Source organism: Lentzea sp. NBRC 105346 (genome assembly GCF_030269605.1).
Lineage (GTDB): Bacteria > Actinomycetota > Actinomycetes > Mycobacteriales > Pseudonocardiaceae > Lentzea.
Genome location: NZ_BSTQ01000003.1, coordinates 328,122 through 346,791, shown reverse-complemented (window position 1 = coordinate 346,791; position 18,670 = coordinate 328,122). Strand labels below are relative to the sequence as shown.

General features: G+C 68.8%; 20 protein-coding genes. 17 read left to right on the top strand and 3 right to left on the bottom strand.

Features of this window, described 5'->3' with window-relative positions; genetic code table 11:
- The first annotated feature begins 126 nt into the window (after positions 1–126).
- Positions 127–4,650, top strand: coding sequence for a glutamate synthase large subunit (gltB, locus tag QSK35_RS09055; protein ID WP_285744163.1), 4,524 nt, complete (start codon positions 127–129; stop codon positions 4,648–4,650).
- A complete protein-coding gene (locus QSK35_RS09050; RefSeq protein WP_285744161.1) occupies positions 4,643–6,148 on the top strand; it encodes a glutamate synthase subunit beta in 1,506 nt (501 codons plus the stop codon). The genes gltB and QSK35_RS09050 overlap by 8 nt, the downstream gene beginning before the upstream one ends.
- Before the next feature lie 37 nt (positions 6,149–6,185).
- Here QSK35_RS09050 and QSK35_RS09045 read toward each other — a convergent pair whose 3' ends face one another.
- Positions 6,186–6,650 (bottom strand): Lrp/AsnC family transcriptional regulator, encoded by a 465-nt coding sequence (locus tag QSK35_RS09045; RefSeq protein WP_285744159.1) that lies wholly within the window; start codon positions 6,648–6,650, stop codon positions 6,186–6,188.
- Positions 6,651–6,743: 93 nt separating this feature from the next.
- Here QSK35_RS09045 and QSK35_RS09040 point away from each other — a divergent pair, with 93 nt between their 5' ends.
- From QSK35_RS09040 to QSK35_RS09025, 4 genes are all read left to right on the top strand, one after another.
- On the top strand, positions 6,744–7,493 hold the full coding sequence (locus QSK35_RS09040) for an LLM class flavin-dependent oxidoreductase (protein WP_285744157.1): 750 nt from the start codon (positions 6,744–6,746) through the stop codon (positions 7,491–7,493).
- Complete coding sequence (locus QSK35_RS09035; protein ID WP_285744155.1) at positions 7,490–7,912, top strand: nucleoside deaminase; 423 nt, start codon at positions 7,490–7,492, stop codon at positions 7,910–7,912. Before QSK35_RS09040 ends, QSK35_RS09035 begins: the two co-directional genes overlap by 4 nt.
- Before the next feature lie 91 nt (positions 7,913–8,003).
- A complete protein-coding gene (locus QSK35_RS09030; protein ID WP_285744153.1) occupies positions 8,004–9,179 on the top strand; it encodes a phthiocerol/phthiodiolone dimycocerosyl transferase family protein in 1,176 nt (391 codons plus the stop codon).
- A 50-nt stretch (positions 9,180–9,229) separates the two neighbouring features.
- Entirely contained in the window at positions 9,230–9,388 is a 159-nt protein-coding gene (locus QSK35_RS09025) for a hypothetical protein (protein ID WP_285744151.1), read from the top strand.
- 51 nt (positions 9,389–9,439) lie between these two features.
- On the opposite strand, the gene QSK35_RS09020 is transcribed toward QSK35_RS09025, so the two are convergent.
- A complete protein-coding gene (locus QSK35_RS09020; RefSeq protein WP_285744149.1) occupies positions 9,440–10,681 on the bottom strand; it encodes a CHRD domain-containing protein in 1,242 nt (413 codons plus the stop codon).
- A 150-nt stretch (positions 10,682–10,831) separates the two neighbouring features.
- On the opposite strand from QSK35_RS09020, the gene QSK35_RS09015 reads away from it, so the two are divergent.
- Together QSK35_RS09015 and QSK35_RS09010 are read left to right on the top strand one after the other, a co-directional pair.
- Positions 10,832–11,278, top strand: coding sequence for a COG4315 family predicted lipoprotein (locus tag QSK35_RS09015; protein WP_285744147.1), 447 nt, complete (start codon positions 10,832–10,834; stop codon positions 11,276–11,278).
- Positions 11,279–11,297: 19 nt separating this feature from the next.
- The gene (locus QSK35_RS09010) at positions 11,298–12,248 is read left to right on the top strand and encodes a phosphotransferase enzyme family protein (protein ID WP_285744145.1); all 951 of its coding nucleotides are present in this window, start codon (positions 11,298–11,300) and stop codon (positions 12,246–12,248) included.
- Here QSK35_RS09010 and QSK35_RS09005 read toward each other — a convergent pair.
- Positions 12,238–12,564, bottom strand: a complete 327-nt coding sequence (locus tag QSK35_RS09005) for a winged helix-turn-helix transcriptional regulator (RefSeq protein ID WP_285744143.1) — start codon at positions 12,562–12,564, stop codon at positions 12,238–12,240. The two genes, QSK35_RS09010 and QSK35_RS09005, sit on opposite strands and share 11 nt — an antisense overlap.
- 64 nt (positions 12,565–12,628) lie before the next feature.
- On the opposite strand from QSK35_RS09005, the gene QSK35_RS09000 reads away from it, so the two are divergent.
- The 9 genes from QSK35_RS09000 to QSK35_RS08960 all read left to right on the top strand — a co-directional run bounded on the left by QSK35_RS09000 (position 12,629) and on the right by QSK35_RS08960 (position 18,637).
- Positions 12,629–13,204 (top strand): DUF8737 domain-containing protein, encoded by a 576-nt coding sequence (locus QSK35_RS09000; RefSeq protein WP_285744141.1) that lies wholly within the window; start codon positions 12,629–12,631, stop codon positions 13,202–13,204.
- A 10-nt stretch (positions 13,205–13,214) separates the two neighbouring features.
- Positions 13,215–13,448, top strand: a complete 234-nt coding sequence (locus QSK35_RS08995; RefSeq protein WP_285744139.1) for a hypothetical protein — start codon at positions 13,215–13,217, stop codon at positions 13,446–13,448.
- A gap of 4 nt (positions 13,449–13,452) precedes the next feature.
- Positions 13,453–15,195, top strand: coding sequence for a fumarate reductase (quinol) flavoprotein subunit (gene frdA / locus QSK35_RS08990; RefSeq protein WP_285744136.1), 1,743 nt, complete (start codon positions 13,453–13,455; stop codon positions 15,193–15,195).
- A gap of 3 nt (positions 15,196–15,198) precedes the next feature.
- Entirely contained in the window at positions 15,199–15,933 is a 735-nt protein-coding gene (locus QSK35_RS08985) for a succinate dehydrogenase/fumarate reductase iron-sulfur subunit (RefSeq protein ID WP_285744134.1), read from the top strand.
- Positions 15,930–16,295 carry a succinate dehydrogenase/fumarate reductase transmembrane subunit gene (locus QSK35_RS08980; protein ID WP_285744133.1) on the top strand — a complete coding sequence of 122 codons (366 nt, stop codon included), beginning with the start codon at positions 15,930–15,932 and terminating at the stop codon, positions 16,293–16,295. The genes QSK35_RS08985 and QSK35_RS08980 overlap by 4 nt, the downstream gene beginning before the upstream one ends.
- Positions 16,292–16,639 carry a fumarate reductase subunit FrdD gene (gene frdD, locus QSK35_RS08975; protein WP_285744131.1) on the top strand — a complete coding sequence of 116 codons (348 nt, stop codon included), beginning with the start codon at positions 16,292–16,294 and terminating at the stop codon, positions 16,637–16,639. Before QSK35_RS08980 ends, frdD begins: the two co-directional genes overlap by 4 nt.
- A 220-nt stretch (positions 16,640–16,859) precedes the next feature.
- On the top strand, positions 16,860–17,810 hold the full coding sequence (locus QSK35_RS08970; protein WP_285744129.1) for a helix-turn-helix domain-containing protein: 951 nt from the start codon (positions 16,860–16,862) through the stop codon (positions 17,808–17,810).
- A gap of 39 nt (positions 17,811–17,849) precedes the next feature.
- Positions 17,850–18,278 carry a hypothetical protein gene (locus tag QSK35_RS08965; RefSeq protein WP_352243514.1) on the top strand — a complete coding sequence of 143 codons (429 nt, stop codon included), beginning with the start codon at positions 17,850–17,852 and terminating at the stop codon, positions 18,276–18,278.
- Complete coding sequence (locus tag QSK35_RS08960) at positions 18,278–18,637, top strand: hypothetical protein (RefSeq protein ID WP_285744127.1); 360 nt, start codon at positions 18,278–18,280, stop codon at positions 18,635–18,637. The genes QSK35_RS08965 and QSK35_RS08960 overlap by 1 nt, the downstream gene beginning before the upstream one ends.
- The last annotated feature ends 33 nt before the right edge of the window (positions 18,638–18,670 follow it).

Below are 18,670 nucleotides of genomic sequence, written 5' to 3'. Positions count from 1 at the left end.
TTTCGCGGCTGTTAAAGTCGCGTCAACACGCGGGCCACCGTCGTCCCGTGCCCAACCTGTTGGTTCGAGGTCTGAGCACGAGGACGTTGTTGTTCTTTGGCGAGGACGACGTAGGAGGTCTGCGCAGTGATCTTCTCCGCCATCCCCGGTCCCCAGGGTCTGTACGACCCTAATGCCGAGCGTGACGCGTGCGGCGTGGCCATGGTGGCCGACATCCAGGGTCGGCGTTCGCACGGAATTGTGAGCGACGCTCTGACCGCGCTCGCCAACCTGGAGCATCGTGGCGCCGCCGGCGCGGAGCCGACCAGCGGTGACGGTGCCGGCATCCTGCTGCAGCTGCCCGACGAGTTCCTGCGGGAGGTCGTCGAGTTCGAGCTGCCCGAACGTGGGCAGTACGCCGCTGGAATCGCTTTCCTGCCGTTTGAGCCCGAAAAGCGTCAGCAGGCGATCGCGAACGCGGAGCGCATCGCCGACGAGGAAGAGCTCGACGTCATCGGCTGGCGTGACGTGCCGGTCGACCCGGAGAAGGCGAACGTCGGACCGACCGCGATGTCGGTCGTTCCGCACTTTTCCATGCTGTTCGTCAAGGGGCGGCGATGTCAGAGCGGCATCGAGCTGGACCGATCGACCTTCGCGCTGCGCAAGCGGATCGAGCACGACGGTGACGTCTACTTCCCGTCGCTCTCCGCGCGCACCATCGTCTACAAGGGAATGCTGACGACGGGCCAGCTGCCCGCGTTCTTCCCCGACCTGCTCGACGAACGGCTGCACAGCGCCATCGCGCTGGTGCACAGCCGGTTCTCCACGAACACCTTCCCGTCGTGGCCGCTGGCGCACCCGTTCCGGTACGTCGCGCACAACGGTGAGATCAACACGGTGCGCGGCAACCGCAACCGCATGCGGGCGCGCGAGGCGCTGCTCGAGTCCGACCTCATTCCGGGCGACCTCGCGCGGCTCTTCCCGATCTGCGACCCCGAGGGGTCGGACTCGGCGAGCTTCGACGAGGTGCTCGAGCTGCTGCACCTCGGTGGCCGCAGCCTGCCGCACGCCGTGCTGATGATGATCCCCGAGGCGTGGGAGAACCACGCCACGATGGACCCGAAGCGGCGCGCGTTCTACCAGTTCCATGCGAGCCTCATGGAGCCGTGGGACGGTCCCGCCTGCGTCACGTTCACCGACGGCACGCTGGTCGGCGCGGTGCTCGACCGCAACGGCCTGCGGCCCGCGCGCTGGTGGCAGACCGCCGACGGGCGGGTCGTGCTCGCGTCCGAGACCGGTGTGCTCGACGTGCCGTCCGACCAGGTCGTGGCCAAGGGGCGGTTGCAGCCCGGCCGCATGTTCCTCGTCGACACCGACGAGGGCCGCATCGTCGAGGACGACGAGTTCAAGTCGCGGCTGGCCGACGAGCTGCCCTACGACGAGTGGGTGCACGCCGGCCTGCTCGACCTGGCCGACCTCGCGGACCGTGAGCACGTCGTGCAGAGCCACGAGTCCGTCATGCGCCGCCAGCTCACCTTCGGTTACACCGAGGAGGAGCTGCGGATCCTGCTCACCCCGATGGCCACCAACGGTTTCGAGCCGATCGGGTCGATGGGCACGGACACCCCGATCGCCGCGCTGAGCCAGCGTTCGCGCCTGCTCTACGACTACTTCGTGCAGAACTTCGCCCAGGTCACCAACCCGCCGCTGGACGCGATCCGCGAGGAGATCGTCACGTCCGTGTCGCGGGTCATGGGCCCGGAGCAGAACCTGCTCAAGCCCGGCCCGGTGTCGTGCCGGCACGTCACGCTCTCGTACCCGGTGATCGACAACGACGAGCTGGCCAAGCTCATCCACATCAACGACGACGGCGACCTGCCCGGCTACGCGTGCACCGTCCTGTCCGGACTGTACGAAGTGGATGGTGGCGGTGAGGCGCTGCGCGCCGCGATCGAGCGCGTGCGGCGGGAGGCGTCCGAGGCGATCGCGAACGGTGCCCGCACGCTCGTGCTGAGCGACCGCGACTCCGACCACCGGATGGCGCCGATCCCGTCGTTGCTGCTCGTCTCCGCGGTGCACCACCACCTGGTGCGCACCAAGGAACGCCTGCGCGTCGCGCTCGTCGTCGAGACCGGCGACGCCCGCGAGGTGCACCACATCGCCGCGCTGCTCAGCTACGGCGCCGCCGCGGTCAACCCGTACCTCGCGTTCGAGACGATCGAGGACCTGATCAGCCAGGGCGCGATCACCGGCATCGAGGCGCACAAGGCGATCCGCAACTACGTCAAGGCGCTCGTCAAGGGTGTCCTGAAGATCATGTCGAAGATGGGCATCTCGACCGTCGGCGCGTACACCGCGGCGCAGATCTTCGAGGCCGTCGGCCTGTCGAACGAGCTGCTCGAGGAGTACTTCACCGGCACGGTCTCCAAGCTCGGCGGCGTCGGACTCGACGTGCTCGCCGAGGAGGTCGCGCTGCGTCACCGCCGTGCGCACCCGGAGAACCCGACGGACCGCGTGCACCGGCGACTGGAGGTCGGCGGCGAGTACTCCTACCGCCGCGAGGGCGAGCTGCACCTGTTCACGCCGGAGACGGTCTTCCTGTTGCAGCACGCGGCGAAGACGCGCAAGCAGGAGGTGTACAAGCGGTACACCGACGAGGTCGAGCGCCTCGCCCGCCAGGGCGGCACGCTGCGTGGCCTGTTCAAGTTCCGCAGCGAGGGCCGCACGCCGATCCCGATCGACGAGGTCGAGCCGGTCAGCTCGATCGTCAAGCGTTTCAACACCGGCGCCATGTCCTACGGCTCGATCTCCGCCGAGGCGCACGAAACCCTGGCCATCGCGATGAACCGGCTCGGCGGCCGGTCGAACAGCGGCGAGGGCGGCGAGGACCGCGAGCGCCTGTACGACCCCGAGCGCCGCTCGCGGGTCAAGCAGGTCGCGAGTGGACGGTTCGGCGTCACCAGCGAGTACCTGGTGAACGCCACGGACATCCAGATCAAGATGGCGCAGGGCGCGAAGCCCGGCGAGGGCGGGCAGCTGCCCGGCTTCAAGGTGTACCCGTGGATCGCGCGCACCCGGCATTCCACGCCGGGCGTCGGCCTGATCTCGCCGCCGCCGCACCACGACATCTACTCGATCGAGGACCTCGCGCAGCTCATCCACGACCTGAAGAACGCCAACGAGCAGGCCCGCATCCACGTGAAGCTGGTCAGCTCCATCGGTGTCGGCACGGTCGCCGCGGGTGTCGCGAAGGCCCACGCGGACGTCGTGCTGATCTCCGGGCACGACGGCGGCACCGGCGCGTCGCCGCTGAACTCGTTGAAGCACGCGGGCACGCCGTGGGAGATCGGTCTCGCCGAGACCCAGCAGACGTTGCTGCTCAACGGTTTGCGCGACCGGATCACGGTCCAGGTCGACGGCGCGATGCGCACCGGCCGCGACGTCGTGGTCGCCGCGCTGCTCGGCGCCGAGGAGTTCGGTTTCGCGACCGCGCCGCTGATCGTCGCGGGCTGCGTCATGATGCGCGTCTGCCACCTGGACACGTGCCCGGTCGGCGTCGCCACGCAGAACCCGGACCTGCGCGCCCGCTACACCGGTCAGGCCGAGCACGTGGTGAACTTCTTCGAGTTCGTCGCGCAGGAGGTCCGGGAACTGCTGGCGGAGCTGGGTTTCCGCACGATCGACGAGGCGGTCGGCCACGCCGAGCTGCTGGACGCCGACGAGGCGATCGAGCACTGGAAGGCCGACGGGCTCGACCTCAAGCCGATCTTCGAGGTGCCCGAGACGCCGTACCAGACGGCCAAGCGCAAGGTCCGCGAGCAGGACCACGGCCTGGCGCACGCGCTGGACCGCACGCTGATCCAGCTCGCCGAGGCCGCGCTGGAGGACGCGCACCCGTTGAAGCTCGAACTGCCGGTGCGCAACGTCAACCGCACGGTCGGCACGCTGCTCGGCGCCGAGGTCACGCGCCGCTACGGCGGTGAGGGCCTGCCCGACGACACCATCCACGTGAAGCTCACGGGTTCCGCGGGCCAGTCGCTCGGCGCGTTCCTGCCGCACGGCATCACGCTGGAGATGGTCGGCGACGCCAACGACTACGTCGGCAAGGGCCTGTCCGGCGGCCGGATCGTCGTGCGCCCGCACGACGACGCCCCGTTCGTCGCCGAGGAGCAGGTGATCGCGGGCAACGTGATCGGCTACGGCGCGACGAGCGGCGAGATCTTCCTGCGCGGCCGGGTGGGTGTGCGCTTCGGCGTGCGCAACTCCGGTGCGCTGCTGGTCGCGGAGGGCGTGGGCGACCACGCGTTCGAGTACATGACCGGCGGACGCGCGGTCGTCCTCGGACCGACCGGCCGCAACGCCGCGGCCGGCATGTCCGGCGGCATCGCGTACGTGCTCGACCTGGATCCCCTGTCGGTGAACCAGGAGATGGTGCAGTTGCAGCGCCTCAACGCCGAGGATCTGCGGTGGCTCAAGCCCGTCGTCGCGAGGCACCACAAGCTGACCGGGTCGGCTGTGGCCGCGTCACTGCTCGGCGACTGGACCCGGCGAGCCGGTGCGTTCACGAAGGTCATGCCCAGCGACTACCAGCGCGTGCTGGACGCGATGCGACTCGCGCGCGCCGAGGGCCGGGACATCGACCAGGCGGTTATGGAGGCGTCCCGTGGCTGACCCCCAGGGCTTCATGAAGTTCACCCGGCAGGACGCTCCGAAGCGCCCGAAGCCGGACCGCCTCGCCGACTGGCGCGAGGTCTACGTCGAGCAGAACCCGAAGGAACGGGACAAGCAGGTCCGCACGCAGGCGACGCGCTGCATGGACTGCGGAATCCCGTTCTGCCACAGCGGAACCGCGGGCTGTCCGCTCGGAAACCTCATCCCCGAGTGGAACGACCTGGTCCGCCGCGGCGACTGGGAGCTGGCGTCCGACCGTCTACACGCGACGAACAACTTCCCGGAGTTCACCGGCCGCCTGTGCCCCGCGCCCTGCGAGGCCGCGTGCGTGCTGGCGATCTCGCCCGACGCCGGCGGTGCCGTCGCGATCAAGCGCGTCGAGGAGACCATCGCCGACGTCTCGTGGGAGAACGGCTATGTCCAGCCGTCGCAGGCGACCGTGTCGTCCGGCAAGCGCGTCGCCGTCGTCGGCTCCGGCCCCGCGGGTCTCGCCGCCGCGCAGCAGCTGACCCGCGCCGGCCACGAAGTCGTGGTGTACGAACGGGATGACCGCCTCGGCGGCCTGCTGCGGTACGGCATCCCCGAGTTCAAGATGGAGAAGAAGGTCCTCGACCGCCGCCTCGCGCAGCTGCGTCGCGAAGGCACGAAGTTCGTCACCGGCTGCGAGGTCGGCGTCGACATCACGGTCGAACAGCTCCGCGCCCAGTTCGACGCCGTGGTCCTGGCCGTCGGTGCCCTGCGCGGCCGCGACGACCGCTCCACGCCGGGCCGCGAGCTCAAGGGCATTCACCTGGCGATGGATCACCTGGTGCCCGCGAACCGCGCCTGCGAGGGGGACGGGCCTTCGTCGCTGTCGGCTGAGGGCAAGCACGTCATCATCATCGGCGGTGGTGACACGGGTGCCGACTGCTACGGCACCGCGACCCGCCAGGGCGCGCTGTCGGTGACGCAGCTGGACCAGTACCCGCAGCCGCCGACCGTGCGCGACGACGAGCGTTCGCCGTGGCCCGTGTGGCCGTGGATCCTGCGCACCTACCCGGCGCACGAGGAGGCGGGCGAGCGCAAGTTCGCCGTCGCCGTCAAGCGGTTCGTCGGCGACGAGCACAGCAACCTCAAGGCGATCGAGCTGCAGAAGGTGCGGGTCGAGAAGGACTCCACCGGTCGCCGCAAGGTTGTCCCGCTGTCCGACGAGGTCGAGACCTTGCCCGCGGACATGGTGCTGCTGGCGATCGGCTTCGAGGGTGTCGAGCACATGCGCCTGCTGGACGACTTCGGCATCCCGCTGACCGCGCGCGGCACCATCGCGTGTGGCTCGGACTGGCAGACGTCCGCGCCGGGCGTGTTCGTGTGCGGTGACGCACACCGCGGCGCTTCCCTTGTGGTGTGGGCGATCGCGGAGGGCCGTTCGGTGGCCAACGCGGTCGACAAGTTCCTCACGGGGTCGTCGAACCTGCCGTCGCCGGTGATCCCGAACCTGCTGCCGCTCGCGGTGGTGTGACTTCCCGTTCCCCGACAACGGCGTCGGGGAGCGGGCTCTACGCCTCGCTGACCTTCCATACCGGGCGGGGTCCCCGGTAGGAGAGGGTTTCGCTGTACACCAGGTTCGTGGTGGTGCTGCCGAACGCGTTCAGCTCGTCCGCCAGCCGTTCGAGGTGTGCCATCGACGTGGCCGCGATCTTCAGCACGTAACAGTCGTCGCCGGTCGTGCGCAGGCACTCGAGGATCTCCGGCCGTTCGTCCAGCAGCTTGTGCAACGGCTCGTGCTGGTATCCCGGGTACTTCAGCCGCACGACCGCGAGCACGGTGTACCCCGCGGCGGCGAGGTCCACATCGGCCCGGTAGCCCTTGATCACGCCGCACGACTCCAGGCGCCGGACGCGTTCGGTCGTCGCCGACGCGCTCAGGTTGACCCGCTTCGCCAGCTCGGTCATGGCGACCCGGCCGTCGTTCTGCAGCTCGATCAGGATCGCCCAGTCGGTCGCGTCGAGATTCTCGGCCATGCGGCCAAACTACCGGGAGATTCGCGGTGCCGAGGCTTGAACGCCGTGAGGAATCCCTTCAGTCCACATAGCCCGCCGCAATAGCCTTGAGCTGTGCGAATAGGCGTGAACATTCCGAACTTCGACACCGACCCCGGTCGGCTGCGCGACCAGGCGCAGGCCGTCGAGGGGCTCGGCTTCGACCTGTTGATGATGTCCGACCACGTCGTGGTGACGCCGGACGTCGCCGCGCAGTACCCGGCACCGTTCTACGAGCCGTTCACGACGCTCGCGTACGTGGCGGGCATGACCGAGCGCATCCAGCTCGGCACGACCGTGCTCATCGTGCCGTACCGGCACCCGCTGCTGACCGCGCGGATGGCGGCGAACCTCAACGACCTCAGCGGCGGGCGACTCGTGCTCGGCGTCGGCGTCGGGTGGGCCCGGCAGGAGTTCGAGGCGCTGGGGATTCCCTTCGAGCGCAGGGGAAGGATCACCGACGACCACCTCGGCGAGATCAGGAAGGCCTGGCAGGACGAGGGTTACCGGGCCGGGCACATCCCGATCTGGGTCGGCGGCAACAGCGACGCCGCCATCGCCAGGGCGCGCCGGATCGGCGACGCGTGGCACCCGTTGCACTTCACCATGCCGTGGCTCGAGGAAAGGCTGGACGGCGGACCGTTCGTGCCGCGGATCAAGTTGCGGCTCAACGGAAAGCGCGAGCAGGCCGGCGAAGGAACGATCGAAGAAGTGCTGGACGACCTGAACGAACTGGGGCGGCTGGGCGCGGAGACCGTCGTGCTCGACCCGGTCGACTTCTCCGACATCGAGACGATCGCGGAACACCTGGGGAGGAAGTCATGACACCGGAGGACGAGCGGTTTCTGCGCCGCGCCATCGAGCTGGCGAAGCACGGACGGGAAACGGGCGAGGCGCCGTTCGGCTCGCTGCTGGTCGGGCCGGACGGGCAGGTTCTCGCCGAAGCGTGGAACACCGTGCTGGGGGACAAGGACATCAGCGCGCACCCCGAGCTGAAGATGGCCCGCTGGGCGGCGCGTGAGCTGGACGCCGAGACCGCGGCGAAGACCACGATGTACACCAGCACGCAGCCGTGCGCGATGTGCGCCGGTGGGCTCGCCCGGTCCGGGCTCGGCCGGGTCGTGTACGCGCTGTCCGCCGAACAGTTCGTGGAGCTCACCGGGTTCCAGGGATTTCCGGAACCACGGCAGGAGGGCCCCGCCCTGCTGGACGAGGCCCGCGTGCCGATCGACGGGTACTACTGAACGGCGTGACGTAACACCACGACTCCATTCGAGACCGTGGTTCTCGGCCGTTTCGTTGCGGCTGCGCGGATCACGTCGGTTGAATCCGCGCATGCGACAGCTCCGGCCGTTCGAGCGCGGCATGCCGTTCACCAGGGTCAACTGGGCGTGCCACCTCCGGGGAGGTGTCGACCGCGACCTGCTGGCCACGGCGTTCGACCACGTCGTGGCGACGCAGCCGGTGCTGCGCACGCGGCTGTCCGGCCGGGACCACCTGTTCGTGGGCGCCGAACCACCGCGGCTGGAGGTCTCCGGCGTGTCGCCGCAGGAGGAGGCGGCGACCGCGTTCGACGGACCGCTGGTGCGCGCGGCACTGTGCACCAGCGGTGACGAGGACGTGTTCGTGCTCGGCATCGAGCACCTCGTCGCCGACGGCCGCTCCGCGTTCATGGTGCTGAACTGGATCTGGGAGGCCTACACCGCGCTGGCCGAGGGGTGTCCGGCGCCGGTGCCGCCCGAGGCGGCACTGGTCTCACCGCTCGACCTTCTTTCTACTGTGGACGAAGCGTACGTGGCGAAGCGACGGGCGTCGGCGGTGGACGTCGCGCACGTCCCGTTCGCACCCGAGACCGGTTCGCGGACCGAGCTGTCCCGGACGCGGCTCGACGAGCGGACCACCGGCCTGCTGGCGGCCCGCGCCAAAGCCGAGGGCGTCACGATGCACGGCGTGATCGCGGCGGCTTTGCTGCTCGCCGCCCGCGCCGAGATGCCCGCCACCGGAGCAATGCCGCTCGGACTGTTCACCGGTGTGGACCTGCGTACCCGGCTCGCACTCCCCGCGAACGCGGTGGTCAACAACGGTGGCTGGTTCGTCGACACCATCGCGGTCGAGCGGGCCGGCGATCCGCTCCGGCTCGCGGACGGCATCACGCGGCGGCTGCGGGCTGCCGTCGACGAGGGCGTGCCGGAGCTGGAGCTGCGGGGGTTCGCCGAGACGCTCGTCGACCCCGGTTACGTCCGCGGCGTCACGTTGATCACCAGCAACATCGGCGTGGTGACGCCGCCGAGGCTGCCGGCCGGGCTGGAGATGACCGACCTGTGGACGGGGATGGTGGTGCCGGACCGGCCGCGGCCACCGGTCGAGCACGGGCCGTTCTCGGCGAACGCGTTGACGTTCGACGGTCGGCTGCACGTCGGGATTCTGCACCGGCCGGACTGTTTCGGGTATCGGCAGGTGCGGCGCATGCTCGACCATGTCGCGGCGACGCTCACTGAACTGGCCGGATGAGACGGCTCCGCGACCGGGGCGAGCCCCGAGGCTGTCGAGCCGGGTTGGAGATGACCGACCTGTGGACGGGGCCGTTGTCCGCGAACGTGTTGACGTTCGACGGTCGGCTGCACGTCGGGATTCTGCACCGGCCGGACTGTTTCGGGTATCGGCAGGTGCGGCGCATGCTCGACCATGTCGCGGCGACGCTCACCGAACTGGCCGCATGAGACGGCTCCGCGACCGGGGCGAGCCCGGTCGCGGAGCCTCTTTCAGATCCGTCAGTTGAGGAACTGACCCCGGACCGCGCCACCGCCGAACGTCGCGGTGTGCAGGTTCGAGTAGAAGTTCTGCGGGTTGGCCTTCAGGTCGTTGACGACCGCCTTGTCCACATTGGACACGGTGCCCGCGACCGCGAAGACGGTCTCCGGGACGGCCGTGCCGAAGAAGGTGATCTTCACCGGGCCGTTCTGGCCGGCGGCACCCTGGTGCACGTGGCCCAGGGTGGGCGCCTCGATGTTCACCCACGCCAGGGAGAAGTCGACCGCGGAACCGTTGGGCTGCACGAACGTGATGGCCTGACCGTCGGGGTCACCGACCTTCGGGCCGTTGGGGGCCGGGACCTCCTGCGCGCCGTTGGAGAACGCACGCAGGCGGCCGCCCTTGATGATGTCGAGCGGGTTGACGCGGTTGCCCAGCTTCTTCAGCTGGCCGCGGACCGCGCCGCCGCCGAACTCGGTGCTGTGCAGGTTCACGTAGAACCCGGCCGGGTTCTTGACGATCTCCTGCGCGAGCGCCGCGTCCACGATCACCTGGCCGGCGGCGGAGGTGACGGTCTCGGGCATCGGGGTGCCGAAGAACGTGACCTTCACCGGGCCGTTCTGGCCCGCCGCACCCTGGTGGATGTGGCCGAGCGTGAGCTGCGAGGTGTTCTTCCAGGCGGCGGAGAACGTGATCCGGTCGCCCTTCACCTCGACGAGCGCGCGGGCGGAGGCGTCCTTGTCACCGACCGGCGCGCCATTCGGGGCCGGCACCTCCTGCTTGCCGTCGAGCGCGGCCTCCAGGTACACCGGCTGACCCTTCGCCGGCGCCGGCTTCGGCTTCTCCGGCTGGGTCGGCTGGGTCGGCGGCTGCGTACCACCGTGGTCACCGTGACCGCCGCCGGCCGCCTTGGTGGCGGTGGGGTTCTTGGCGTTGCCACCGGTTTCGATGTTCAACGTGGGACCGTCGGCGGTGAAGTTCTGGAACGCCGACCCTCCCTTGTCGACGACCACGCGCACCTCGATCGGTGTGCCCTTCTGTGGTCGTACCGTGAATGTCTTCGTGTCACCCTTCTTGGCGCCGTCGAGGCAGCGGCCTTCGAGGGTGTCCGCGGCGCACAGCGTCGCGGTGTAGTCGCCGTTCTGCTTGATGGTGACGGTCACGGGCTCGGGCTTCGGCTGCGCCACGGCACTCGTCGCGGGAACGAGGAGCGCGAACGCGGCGCCGAGGACGGTGGTGAGGACCACCTTGTTGGCTGGCATGGGTTTCAGCTCCAGGAGCTAGTCATCGAGTGGCGGACCGACGCCCCATACACGCAACGAACCGGTGGTCCGGTTCAACAAACTTTTTATCGAACCTAATGACCTCTGCGAACGTGTTGTCCTCGGAACAGGTCCGCGAAGGGATGGAACATGCGTACACGGATGGGACTGCTCGCCGCACCGTTACTGCTGCTCGCCGCGTGTGGTGGCGGGCAAACGGAACAGCAGCCGCAGGCACAACCAGAACAACAGGCCACCGTGAAGGTCGCGCAGACCGACCTCGGGCCGGTCCTCGTCGACCAGGCCGGCCGCACCCTGTACGCGTTCACCAAGGACGAGAACAAGTCCAGCGCGTGCGACGCCGACTGCATCGCGGTCTGGCCGGCGCTCACCAGCAAGTCCAAAGTGGTCAGTGGTGACGGCGTGGACCCGAACCTGGTGAAGCAGGCCGAGGGCAGCTCGCAGGCGGTGTACGGGAAGTGGCCGCTGTACTACTACGTCGGCGACGCGGTCGCGGGCGACATCAACGGCCAGGGCGTGGACGAGGAGTGGTTCCTCGTCGCCCCCGATGGAAAACTCGTGAAGAAATCCGCGTGACCGGTTCTAGCCTGGCCTGATGTTCAGCGAACTGACTCAGGCCGGGCAGACCCGGCGGATGCGGCGGCTCGTGCTCGGCGCGTTGGTCCAGTACGACCTGCCCGTGACCCGGCTGACCCCCATGGGCGGCGGCTGGAACACGACATTTCGCGTCGATGCGGGCGAGCGCTACGTCATGCGCGTGCAACGCGAGGACGGCGCCACGCCGGAGCAGCTCAGGTCGGAGATGACCTGGCTGAGACGGTTGCGCCACGACACCGACCTCGGGGTGCCCGATCCGGTGCCCACGAGGGACGGCGACCTGGTCGCGGTCGCCGGTGACCCGCTCGTGCCCGGTGAACGCGGCTGCGTGCTGTACCGGTGGGTCGAGGGCCGGTTCCTCGACCGCTCACTGACGCCGGCCCACCTGTACGAGGTCGGCGTGCTGATGGCCCGGCTGCAGGAGCACGGCGCCACGATGGCGCCCCTCGCACGCCCGGCGCCCGACTTCCTCACCGAGCGGGCCGCGGAACTGGTGCGTGCGGCGCACTCCGCGGAGGGCGCCAAGCTCGTCGCCACCGCGATGGCGCGGATCGCCCGCACCAAGGAGGCACTCGGCACCGGCCCGGACGCGTACGGGCTCATCCACGCCGACCTGCACTACGAGAACTTCCTCTTCCACGGCGCGGAGGCGCGGGCGATCGACTTCGACGACTGCGGCTACGCCCACTTCGCCTACGACCTCGCGGTCACGATCTTCGAACTGCGCAGCGGTTCCGGGCTGCGGGACCGGGAGAAGCTGCAGGACGCGGTGCGCGCCGGCTACCGGTCCGTTCGCCCGCTGCCGCCGGACGAGGCGATCGAGGACCTGATCATGTTGCGGCGTCTGCAGCTGGCGCTCTACATGGTCGAGCACCGCGACGAGCCGATGTTCCGCTCGAAGTGGTCCGACGAGCTGGAGTGGTGCCTGAAGAAGCTCGCTACGGCGTGATCCGGCGCGTGCCCGGCAGGTGCTTGACGCCCCAGTCCGCCATCGCGTCCACGACCCGGCCGAGCTCGCGGCCCGCCCGCGTGAGCCGGTAGACGGCCCGCGGCGGGTGCTCGCTGTACAGCTCGCGTTCCACGATGCCCGCCTGTTCCAGCTTCTTGAGCCGGTCGGCCAGGGTGTTGGTCGGGATGTGCTCGCCGCTGCTCAGGAAGTCGCCGTAGCGCAGCTCGGGAGCGGCCAGCAGATCGCGCACGATCAGCAACGACCACTTGTCTCCGACGATGTCCAACGTGTTCGCCACCGCGCAGTCCGAACGCACGACTTGCATGTTACAAGTGACGGGCATAACTTGTCACTTGCAATCGACAAGTGAGGGGTGCGTCATGATCGCTGGACTGTGGTTCATCGCCGCCTTCGTCGCCGGGGCGCTCGGCTGGTTCCAGACCGAGGGGACCGAGCCGCCGATCGTGCTCGGGGTCGCCGCGGGCCTGCCGCCGCTGGCCGTGCTGGCCGCGTTGCGGTGGTCGCCGCGCTTCAACCAATGGGTCGGCACGCGTGACCACGGCCTGTTGATCAACCTTCAGGCGTGGCGGATCGGCGGGTTCGTCTTCGTCGCGCTGTGGGCGCAGGGGCTGCTGCCCGCCGGGTTCGCCCTGCCTGCGGGAATCGGGGACGTGGCGATCGCGACGACGGCGCCGTTCGTGGCGAAGTACGCGCCGACCGGCAGGATCTTCACGCTCTGGACGGCCCTCGGGATCCTCGATCTGGTCACCGCCGTGAGCCTCGGCATCGCGCACGGCCTCACGGACCCGGCGATGGCGATCGTGAGCCGTTTGCCGCTCAGCCTGATCCCGACGTTCGGCGTGCCATTCCTCCTCGTGGTCCATCTGCTGTCACTTCGCACGGCGCGAACGGCCAAGAGCGATATGCTCGATGTGAGCTGCGTCACAACTGTCTAGGAGGCCGGCCATGGTCGGTACGAAGACGCATTTCTCGAAGCACATCGCGCCATGCGGGCGGCAGGCCGAAGGGGACCACCACCGCGATGACGACGACGCGGGGTTCGTGGTCGACGACCTGATCTGGGACTGCGGCTGCCGCCAGATCCGGCACGCCTTCCACGACGGGAGCATGCGGGTCCAGACCGTCCGGCACGACGGCAAGATCCTCGCCGACGAGCACAGCGGCGATCACGAGGCTTGACGCCATGGCCCAGTTCCACAACGTCGTGATCGTCGGCGGCGGTGGTGCGGGACTGCGCGCCGCCGTCGCCGTCGCGGAGGCGAACCCGCTGCTGAGCGTCGCGATCGTGTCGAAGGTCTATCCGATGCGCAGCCACACCGTGTCGGCCGAAGGTGGCGCGGCCGCCGTCATCGCCGAGGACGACAGTCTCGACGAGCACGCCTACGACACGGTGTCCGGCGGCGACTGGCTCGTCGAGCAGGACGCCGTCGAGGCGTTCGTCCAGGAGGCGCCGCGCGAGCTGCTCCGCCTGGAGCACCAGGGCTGCCCGTGGAGCCGCAAACCCGACGGGCACATCGCCGTCCGGGCGTTCGGCGGCATGAAGAAGAAGCGGACCTGGTTCGCCGCCGACAAGACCGGGTTCCACCTGCTGCACACGCTGTTCCAGAGCGCACTGTCCTATCCGGACATCGTCCGGTACGACGAGTGGTTCGTGACCAAGCTGCTCGTGGACGACGGGCGCGTGCACGGCGTCGTGGCGATCGAGCTGGCCACCGGCCGGATCGAGACGATCATCGCGAACGCCGTCATCGTGTGCAGCGGCGGCTGCGGGCGGGTGTTCCCGTTCACCACCAACGCGAACATCAAGACCGGCGACGGCATGGCGCTCGCGTACCAGGCGGGCGCGCCGCTCAAGGACATGGAGTTCGTCCAGTACCACCCGACCGGCCTGCCGTTCACCGGCATCCTGATCACCGAGGCCACCCGCGCCGAGGGCGGCTGGCTGCTGAACAAGGACGGCTACCGCTACCTGCAGGACTACGATCTCGGCAAGCCCACGCCCGAACCCGTGCTGCGCAGCATGGAGCTCGGGCCGCGCGACCGGCTCTCCCAGGCGTTCATGCACGAACACGCCAAGGGCCGCACCATCGAGACGCCGTACGGCCCGATCGTGCACCTCGACCTGCGGCACCTCGGCGCGAGCGTGATCGACTCGAAGCTGCCGTTCGTGCGCGAGCTGTGCTCGAAGTACCAGAACATCGACCCGGTCAAGGAGCTCATCCCGGTCCGCCCGGTCGTGCACTACATGATGGGCGGCATCCACACCGACATCGACGGCGCCACCCCGCTCGAAGGTCTTTACGCCGCAGGGGAAGTCGCGTGCGTGTCGATCAACGGCGCCAACCGGCTGGGCTCCAACTCGCTGCCCGAGCTGCTCGTCTTCGGTGCCAGGGCGGGGAAAGCGGCCGCGGAGTACGTGCAGTCGCTGCAGACCGGGCCACGTTCCGTCGTCTACAAGCAGGGTGACGACGAGGAACGCCGCCTGCGGCACGAGCTGGGCAGGCATGACGACGGCACCGAGCGGATCGCGGACATCCGCACCGAGATGCAGTCCACAATGGAGGAAGGCGCCGGCATCTACCGCGACGGGAACTCGCTGGAGAAGGCCGCGGTGAAGCTGCACGAGCTGCGCGAACGGTTCGAGCGCGCGGCGATCGACGACCACAGCAGCACGTTCAACACCGAGATCGTCGCCATGCTGGAGCTGTCGTGCATGCTCGACGTAGCGCAGAGCATCGTGGCGTGTGCCTTGCAGCGCACCGAGTCCCGTGGCGCACACCAGCGCACCGACCATCCGATGCGCGACGACGAGAAGTTCCTCGCGCACTCGCTGGTGCACCGGCAGCCGGACGGGTCCGGCCGCGTCGGCTACCTGCCGGTGACGATCACCCGCTGGCCGCCCGGCGAACGCGTGTACGGGAGGTAGTCCATGAGCACCATCACCATGGAGGTCACGCGTTATCGGCCGGGGGAGGACTCCGAGCCGACCGTGCAGTCGTACGAGGTGCCGCTGCGCAAGGAGTGGGCGGTCCTCGACGGCCTCAACCACATCAAGGACCACCTCGACGGCACGCTGTCGTACCGCTGGTCGTGCCGGATGGGCATCTGCGGCAGCTGCGGCATGACGGTCAACGGCAGGCCGGTCCTATCGTGCGCCAGCTTCCTCGTCGACTACGCGCCGGGCCCGGTGCGCGTCGAGCCGCTGCGCAACTTCCCGGTGATCCGCGACCTCGTCGTGGACATCAGCGACTTCATGGAGAAGCTGCCGCGGGTCAAGCCGTGGCTCATCGCCGATCCGCCGGAGGAGGGGGAGTTCCTGCAGACGCCCGAGGAGATGGACGAGTACAAGAAGTACAGCATGTGCATCAACTGCATGCTGTGCTACTCCGCCTGCCCGGTCTACGCGCTGGAGCCGGAGTTCCTCGGGCCGGCCGCGATCGCCCTGGGGCAGCGGTACAACCTCGACTCGCGCGACCACGGCGCCGAGGACCGCCGTGACGTGCTGGCGTCGGCTGAGGGCGCGTGGGCGTGCACGTTCGTCGGCGAGTGCAGCACCGCGTGCCCCAAGGGCGTCGACCCGGCGGGCGCGATCCAGCGGTACAAGCTGACCGCCGCGGTCGCCGCGATGAAGGACTTCCTGATGCCGCGAGGAGCCCGGCGATGACCGCGTACCGGCAGCACATCCCGTTGTTCTGGTGGCTGCGCCAGTGGTCCTACCTCGTGTTCGTGCTGCGCGAGCTGTCCAGCGTCTTCGTGGCGTGGTTCGTGGTGTATCTGCTGATGCTGGTGTCCGCGATCGGCGACGGCACGTATGCGGACTTCCAGGCGTGGAGCGGGCACGGCTGGGTGCTCGTGCTCAACGTCGTGGCGCTGGCGTTCCTGCTGCTGCACGCCGTCACGTGGTTCGCGCTGGCGCCGCGGGCGATGGTGGTGCCGCACGTGCCGCCGTGGGTGGTGCTCGTCGCGCACTACCTGGCGTGGATCGTGCTCTCGGCCGGCGTGGCCTGGGTGGTGTTGCTGCGATGAAGCGCTCGCCGGAACCCCTGGTGTGGCTGGCGTTCAGCGGCGGCGGGATGGCCGCGGCGCTGCTGGTGCCGGTGCTGCTGTTCCTGTTCGGCCTGGCGTTCCCGCTCGGGTGGATCGAACCGCCGTCGGAGGAGCACCTCGTCGCCCTGGTGCGGCACCCGATCACGAAACTGGTGCTGTTCGGGCTCTGCGCGCTCGGGCTGTTCCACTTCGCCCACCGGTTCCGCTACACGCTCTACGACGGGCTGAAGCTCAAGCGGTTCGCGGTGCTGATCGCGGCGGTCTGCTACGGCGCGGCCGTCGTGGGCTCGGTCGCCTCGGCGATCGTTCTACTTTCCGTATAACCCCCCTGCGGCCCCACAACTCCTCCTGCTGTGGGGCCGCGGCATGCCGCGTCAGCCGACGCCGTTCCGCAGTGCTCGGCCGCACGGAACAGTTCGAGCGCACATTTGCCGGGGTTGAAATCACGTTGTGCACGTTCAGTATGCGGACCCTGCACGACCAGTCAAGAGTGCCTTTCAGCAGCGCTATTCAGTCGTTAAGCTGTGCTTTACGCGGTCTGGAGTGGATACCGCCGGTCGCGACCTGCAGGTGCGGGAGGCTGAAGTGAAAGGCCACGAAATAAAGCTGGGCGACACCCTCTCCTACCTCATCGAGCGTGAGGGTTACAGCAGAAATCGACGACCGATCCTCGACGCGCTGGGCATCAGTCCGGCCGCCCTGTCGCAGTACACGCGCGACCAATCCCGGCCGAGCCTGCAGAACCTCGTCGCGCTCGCCGCGTTCTTCAACGTGACGCTGGACTACCTGGTCTACGGCGAACCCACGGGTACCGCGGTGGACCACGGCCCGCTGGCGCGGTACGTCGAACACGCGCTCAACGACATCCAGGCCAAGGCGAGCAGGCACTCCGACCTCGTCGCGCGGCTCGGCAGGCTGCTGGCGGAAGGCATCGACGCCACCGCTACCAGGCTCGAGACGTCCGCGGGGGCGGGGCTCGTGCTCGACGACGAGATCCAGCGGCTGGAACGCCACTGCGTGCACGCCGACATCATGCCGCTCAACCTGGCGTTCAACGTGATCAGCATGGACGACGGCGACGCGGCGCCCGGCCAATTCCTCCAAGTGGTCGCGGAGAACCTGGGAAAAGGGTGCACGTACCGCTTCCTGTTGCCCGGACGGCCGGGTGAGCACACCGATGTCGTCAATCGCTTCGAGTCGCTGCTCAGCAAGCGCATCGGCCGCGACTACGTTCGGCAGAACTGTGTTTTCCGGCGAACGGACCAACCGGTGCTGGCAGGTGCCGCGATCTACCGGTTGGACCTCGAGGGTCTCAACGCCCAGGAACCCATGCTTTATGAGCAGTTCTCGAGCTATGTCGACGAAGAGGGGCGGCTCGGTTATGTCGTGCGCCCCAACAACGAATCCAACGCCGACATGCTGGTCAGCCGGGCGCAACTGGGGCGCGTCGAGGAGGCATTTGAGACGTTGTGGGCGGGTGCCGGAAGATTGTAGCTAGCGCTACTCCATTCGAGTGGCCTACTCTCTGTTCCCGTGCGGACTCGTGGAGTCGTGGCGGCGAGGGTCGTTTGGGTTCGCTCCCACCCGAATGCTGAGCGAGTGTGGATCGCTGACGTCGACTGGGGCCGGGAGGAACCGGTCCAGGTGGTGTTCGGCGGCCCGCCCATCGTGGCGGTGAACGACGTTGTGCCGTTCGCGCCACCCGGCTCATTGCTGCCCAACGGAAAGAAGATGCGCAGGCGGAAGTACCGCGGCGAGGTGTCGAACGGCATGTTCTGCAGCCTCGCCGAGCTCGGCTGGGATCCCCAGGGCCCGGACGAGGTCGTTCTGCTGCGCTCGGACCTGGTGCCCGGCACGTCGCTGGACCACGTGCGGTGGCGGCTCGTCGTACGCGAGCCCTGCCCGCGGGCGCAGCTGATCCGGATGGCGCACGCGCGCAGACTTCTGGGGCAGGCGAGCTGATGCGGACCTGGGGGGAGGTCCGCACGTGGATGTGGGAGATCGCGGAGACGGACTCGCGGCGGCTGCCGATGGCGCATTTGTGCGACAGCGTGCTGGACAGCGGCGTCGCGGACCTGTTGTTCGTCAACACGTCCATGCACGACCTGCTCGTGGCGGACCGTGAGCCCGAGAACTGGACCGGTGCGGGCGTCGTGCAGGTGCACCTGCTCCCCGATCTCGTGCGCATCCACCACCTGAGCACGACGGGCCGGCGGGAGCAGATCGACGCCGACCCGGAGCGCATCGTTGGGCTGTTCTGGCGCTTCGTCATGGAGAAGTTCGGCATCCGGCCAATGGGCCGAACGGGTGTAGGCGGCTAACGGGTTCGCTCGAACGGCCGACCCTCAGGGTGA

Excerpts from the sequence above, each read along its gene's own strand:
- QSK35_RS09045 (WP_285744159.1), bottom strand. The coding sequence starts at position 6,650 with ATGGCCGAGAATCTCGACGCGACCGACTGGGCGATCCTGATCGAGCTG.
- QSK35_RS09035 (WP_285744155.1), top strand. The coding sequence starts at position 7,490 with ATGACACCGGAGGACGAGCGGTTTCTGCGCCGCGCCATCGAGCTGGCG.
- QSK35_RS09030 (WP_285744153.1), top strand. The coding sequence starts at position 8,004 with ATGCGACAGCTCCGGCCGTTCGAGCGCGGCATGCCGTTCACCAGGGTC.
- QSK35_RS09025 (WP_285744151.1), top strand. The coding sequence starts at position 9,230 with ATGACCGACCTGTGGACGGGGCCGTTGTCCGCGAACGTGTTGACGTTC.
- QSK35_RS09020 (WP_285744149.1), bottom strand. The coding sequence starts at position 10,681 with ATGCCAGCCAACAAGGTGGTCCTCACCACCGTCCTCGGCGCCGCGTTC.
- QSK35_RS09015 (WP_285744147.1), top strand. The coding sequence starts at position 10,832 with ATGCGTACACGGATGGGACTGCTCGCCGCACCGTTACTGCTGCTCGCC.
- QSK35_RS09010 (WP_285744145.1), top strand. The coding sequence starts at position 11,298 with ATGTTCAGCGAACTGACTCAGGCCGGGCAGACCCGGCGGATGCGGCGG.
- QSK35_RS09000 (WP_285744141.1), top strand. The coding sequence starts at position 12,629 with ATGATCGCTGGACTGTGGTTCATCGCCGCCTTCGTCGCCGGGGCGCTC.
- QSK35_RS08995 (WP_285744139.1), top strand. The coding sequence starts at position 13,215 with ATGGTCGGTACGAAGACGCATTTCTCGAAGCACATCGCGCCATGCGGG.
- frdA (WP_285744136.1), top strand. The coding sequence starts at position 13,453 with ATGGCCCAGTTCCACAACGTCGTGATCGTCGGCGGCGGTGGTGCGGGA.
- QSK35_RS08985 (WP_285744134.1), top strand. The coding sequence starts at position 15,199 with ATGAGCACCATCACCATGGAGGTCACGCGTTATCGGCCGGGGGAGGAC.
- QSK35_RS08980 (WP_285744133.1), top strand. The coding sequence starts at position 15,930 with ATGACCGCGTACCGGCAGCACATCCCGTTGTTCTGGTGGCTGCGCCAG.
- frdD (WP_285744131.1), top strand. The coding sequence starts at position 16,292 with ATGAAGCGCTCGCCGGAACCCCTGGTGTGGCTGGCGTTCAGCGGCGGC.
- QSK35_RS08960 (WP_285744127.1), top strand. The coding sequence starts at position 18,278 with ATGCGGACCTGGGGGGAGGTCCGCACGTGGATGTGGGAGATCGCGGAG.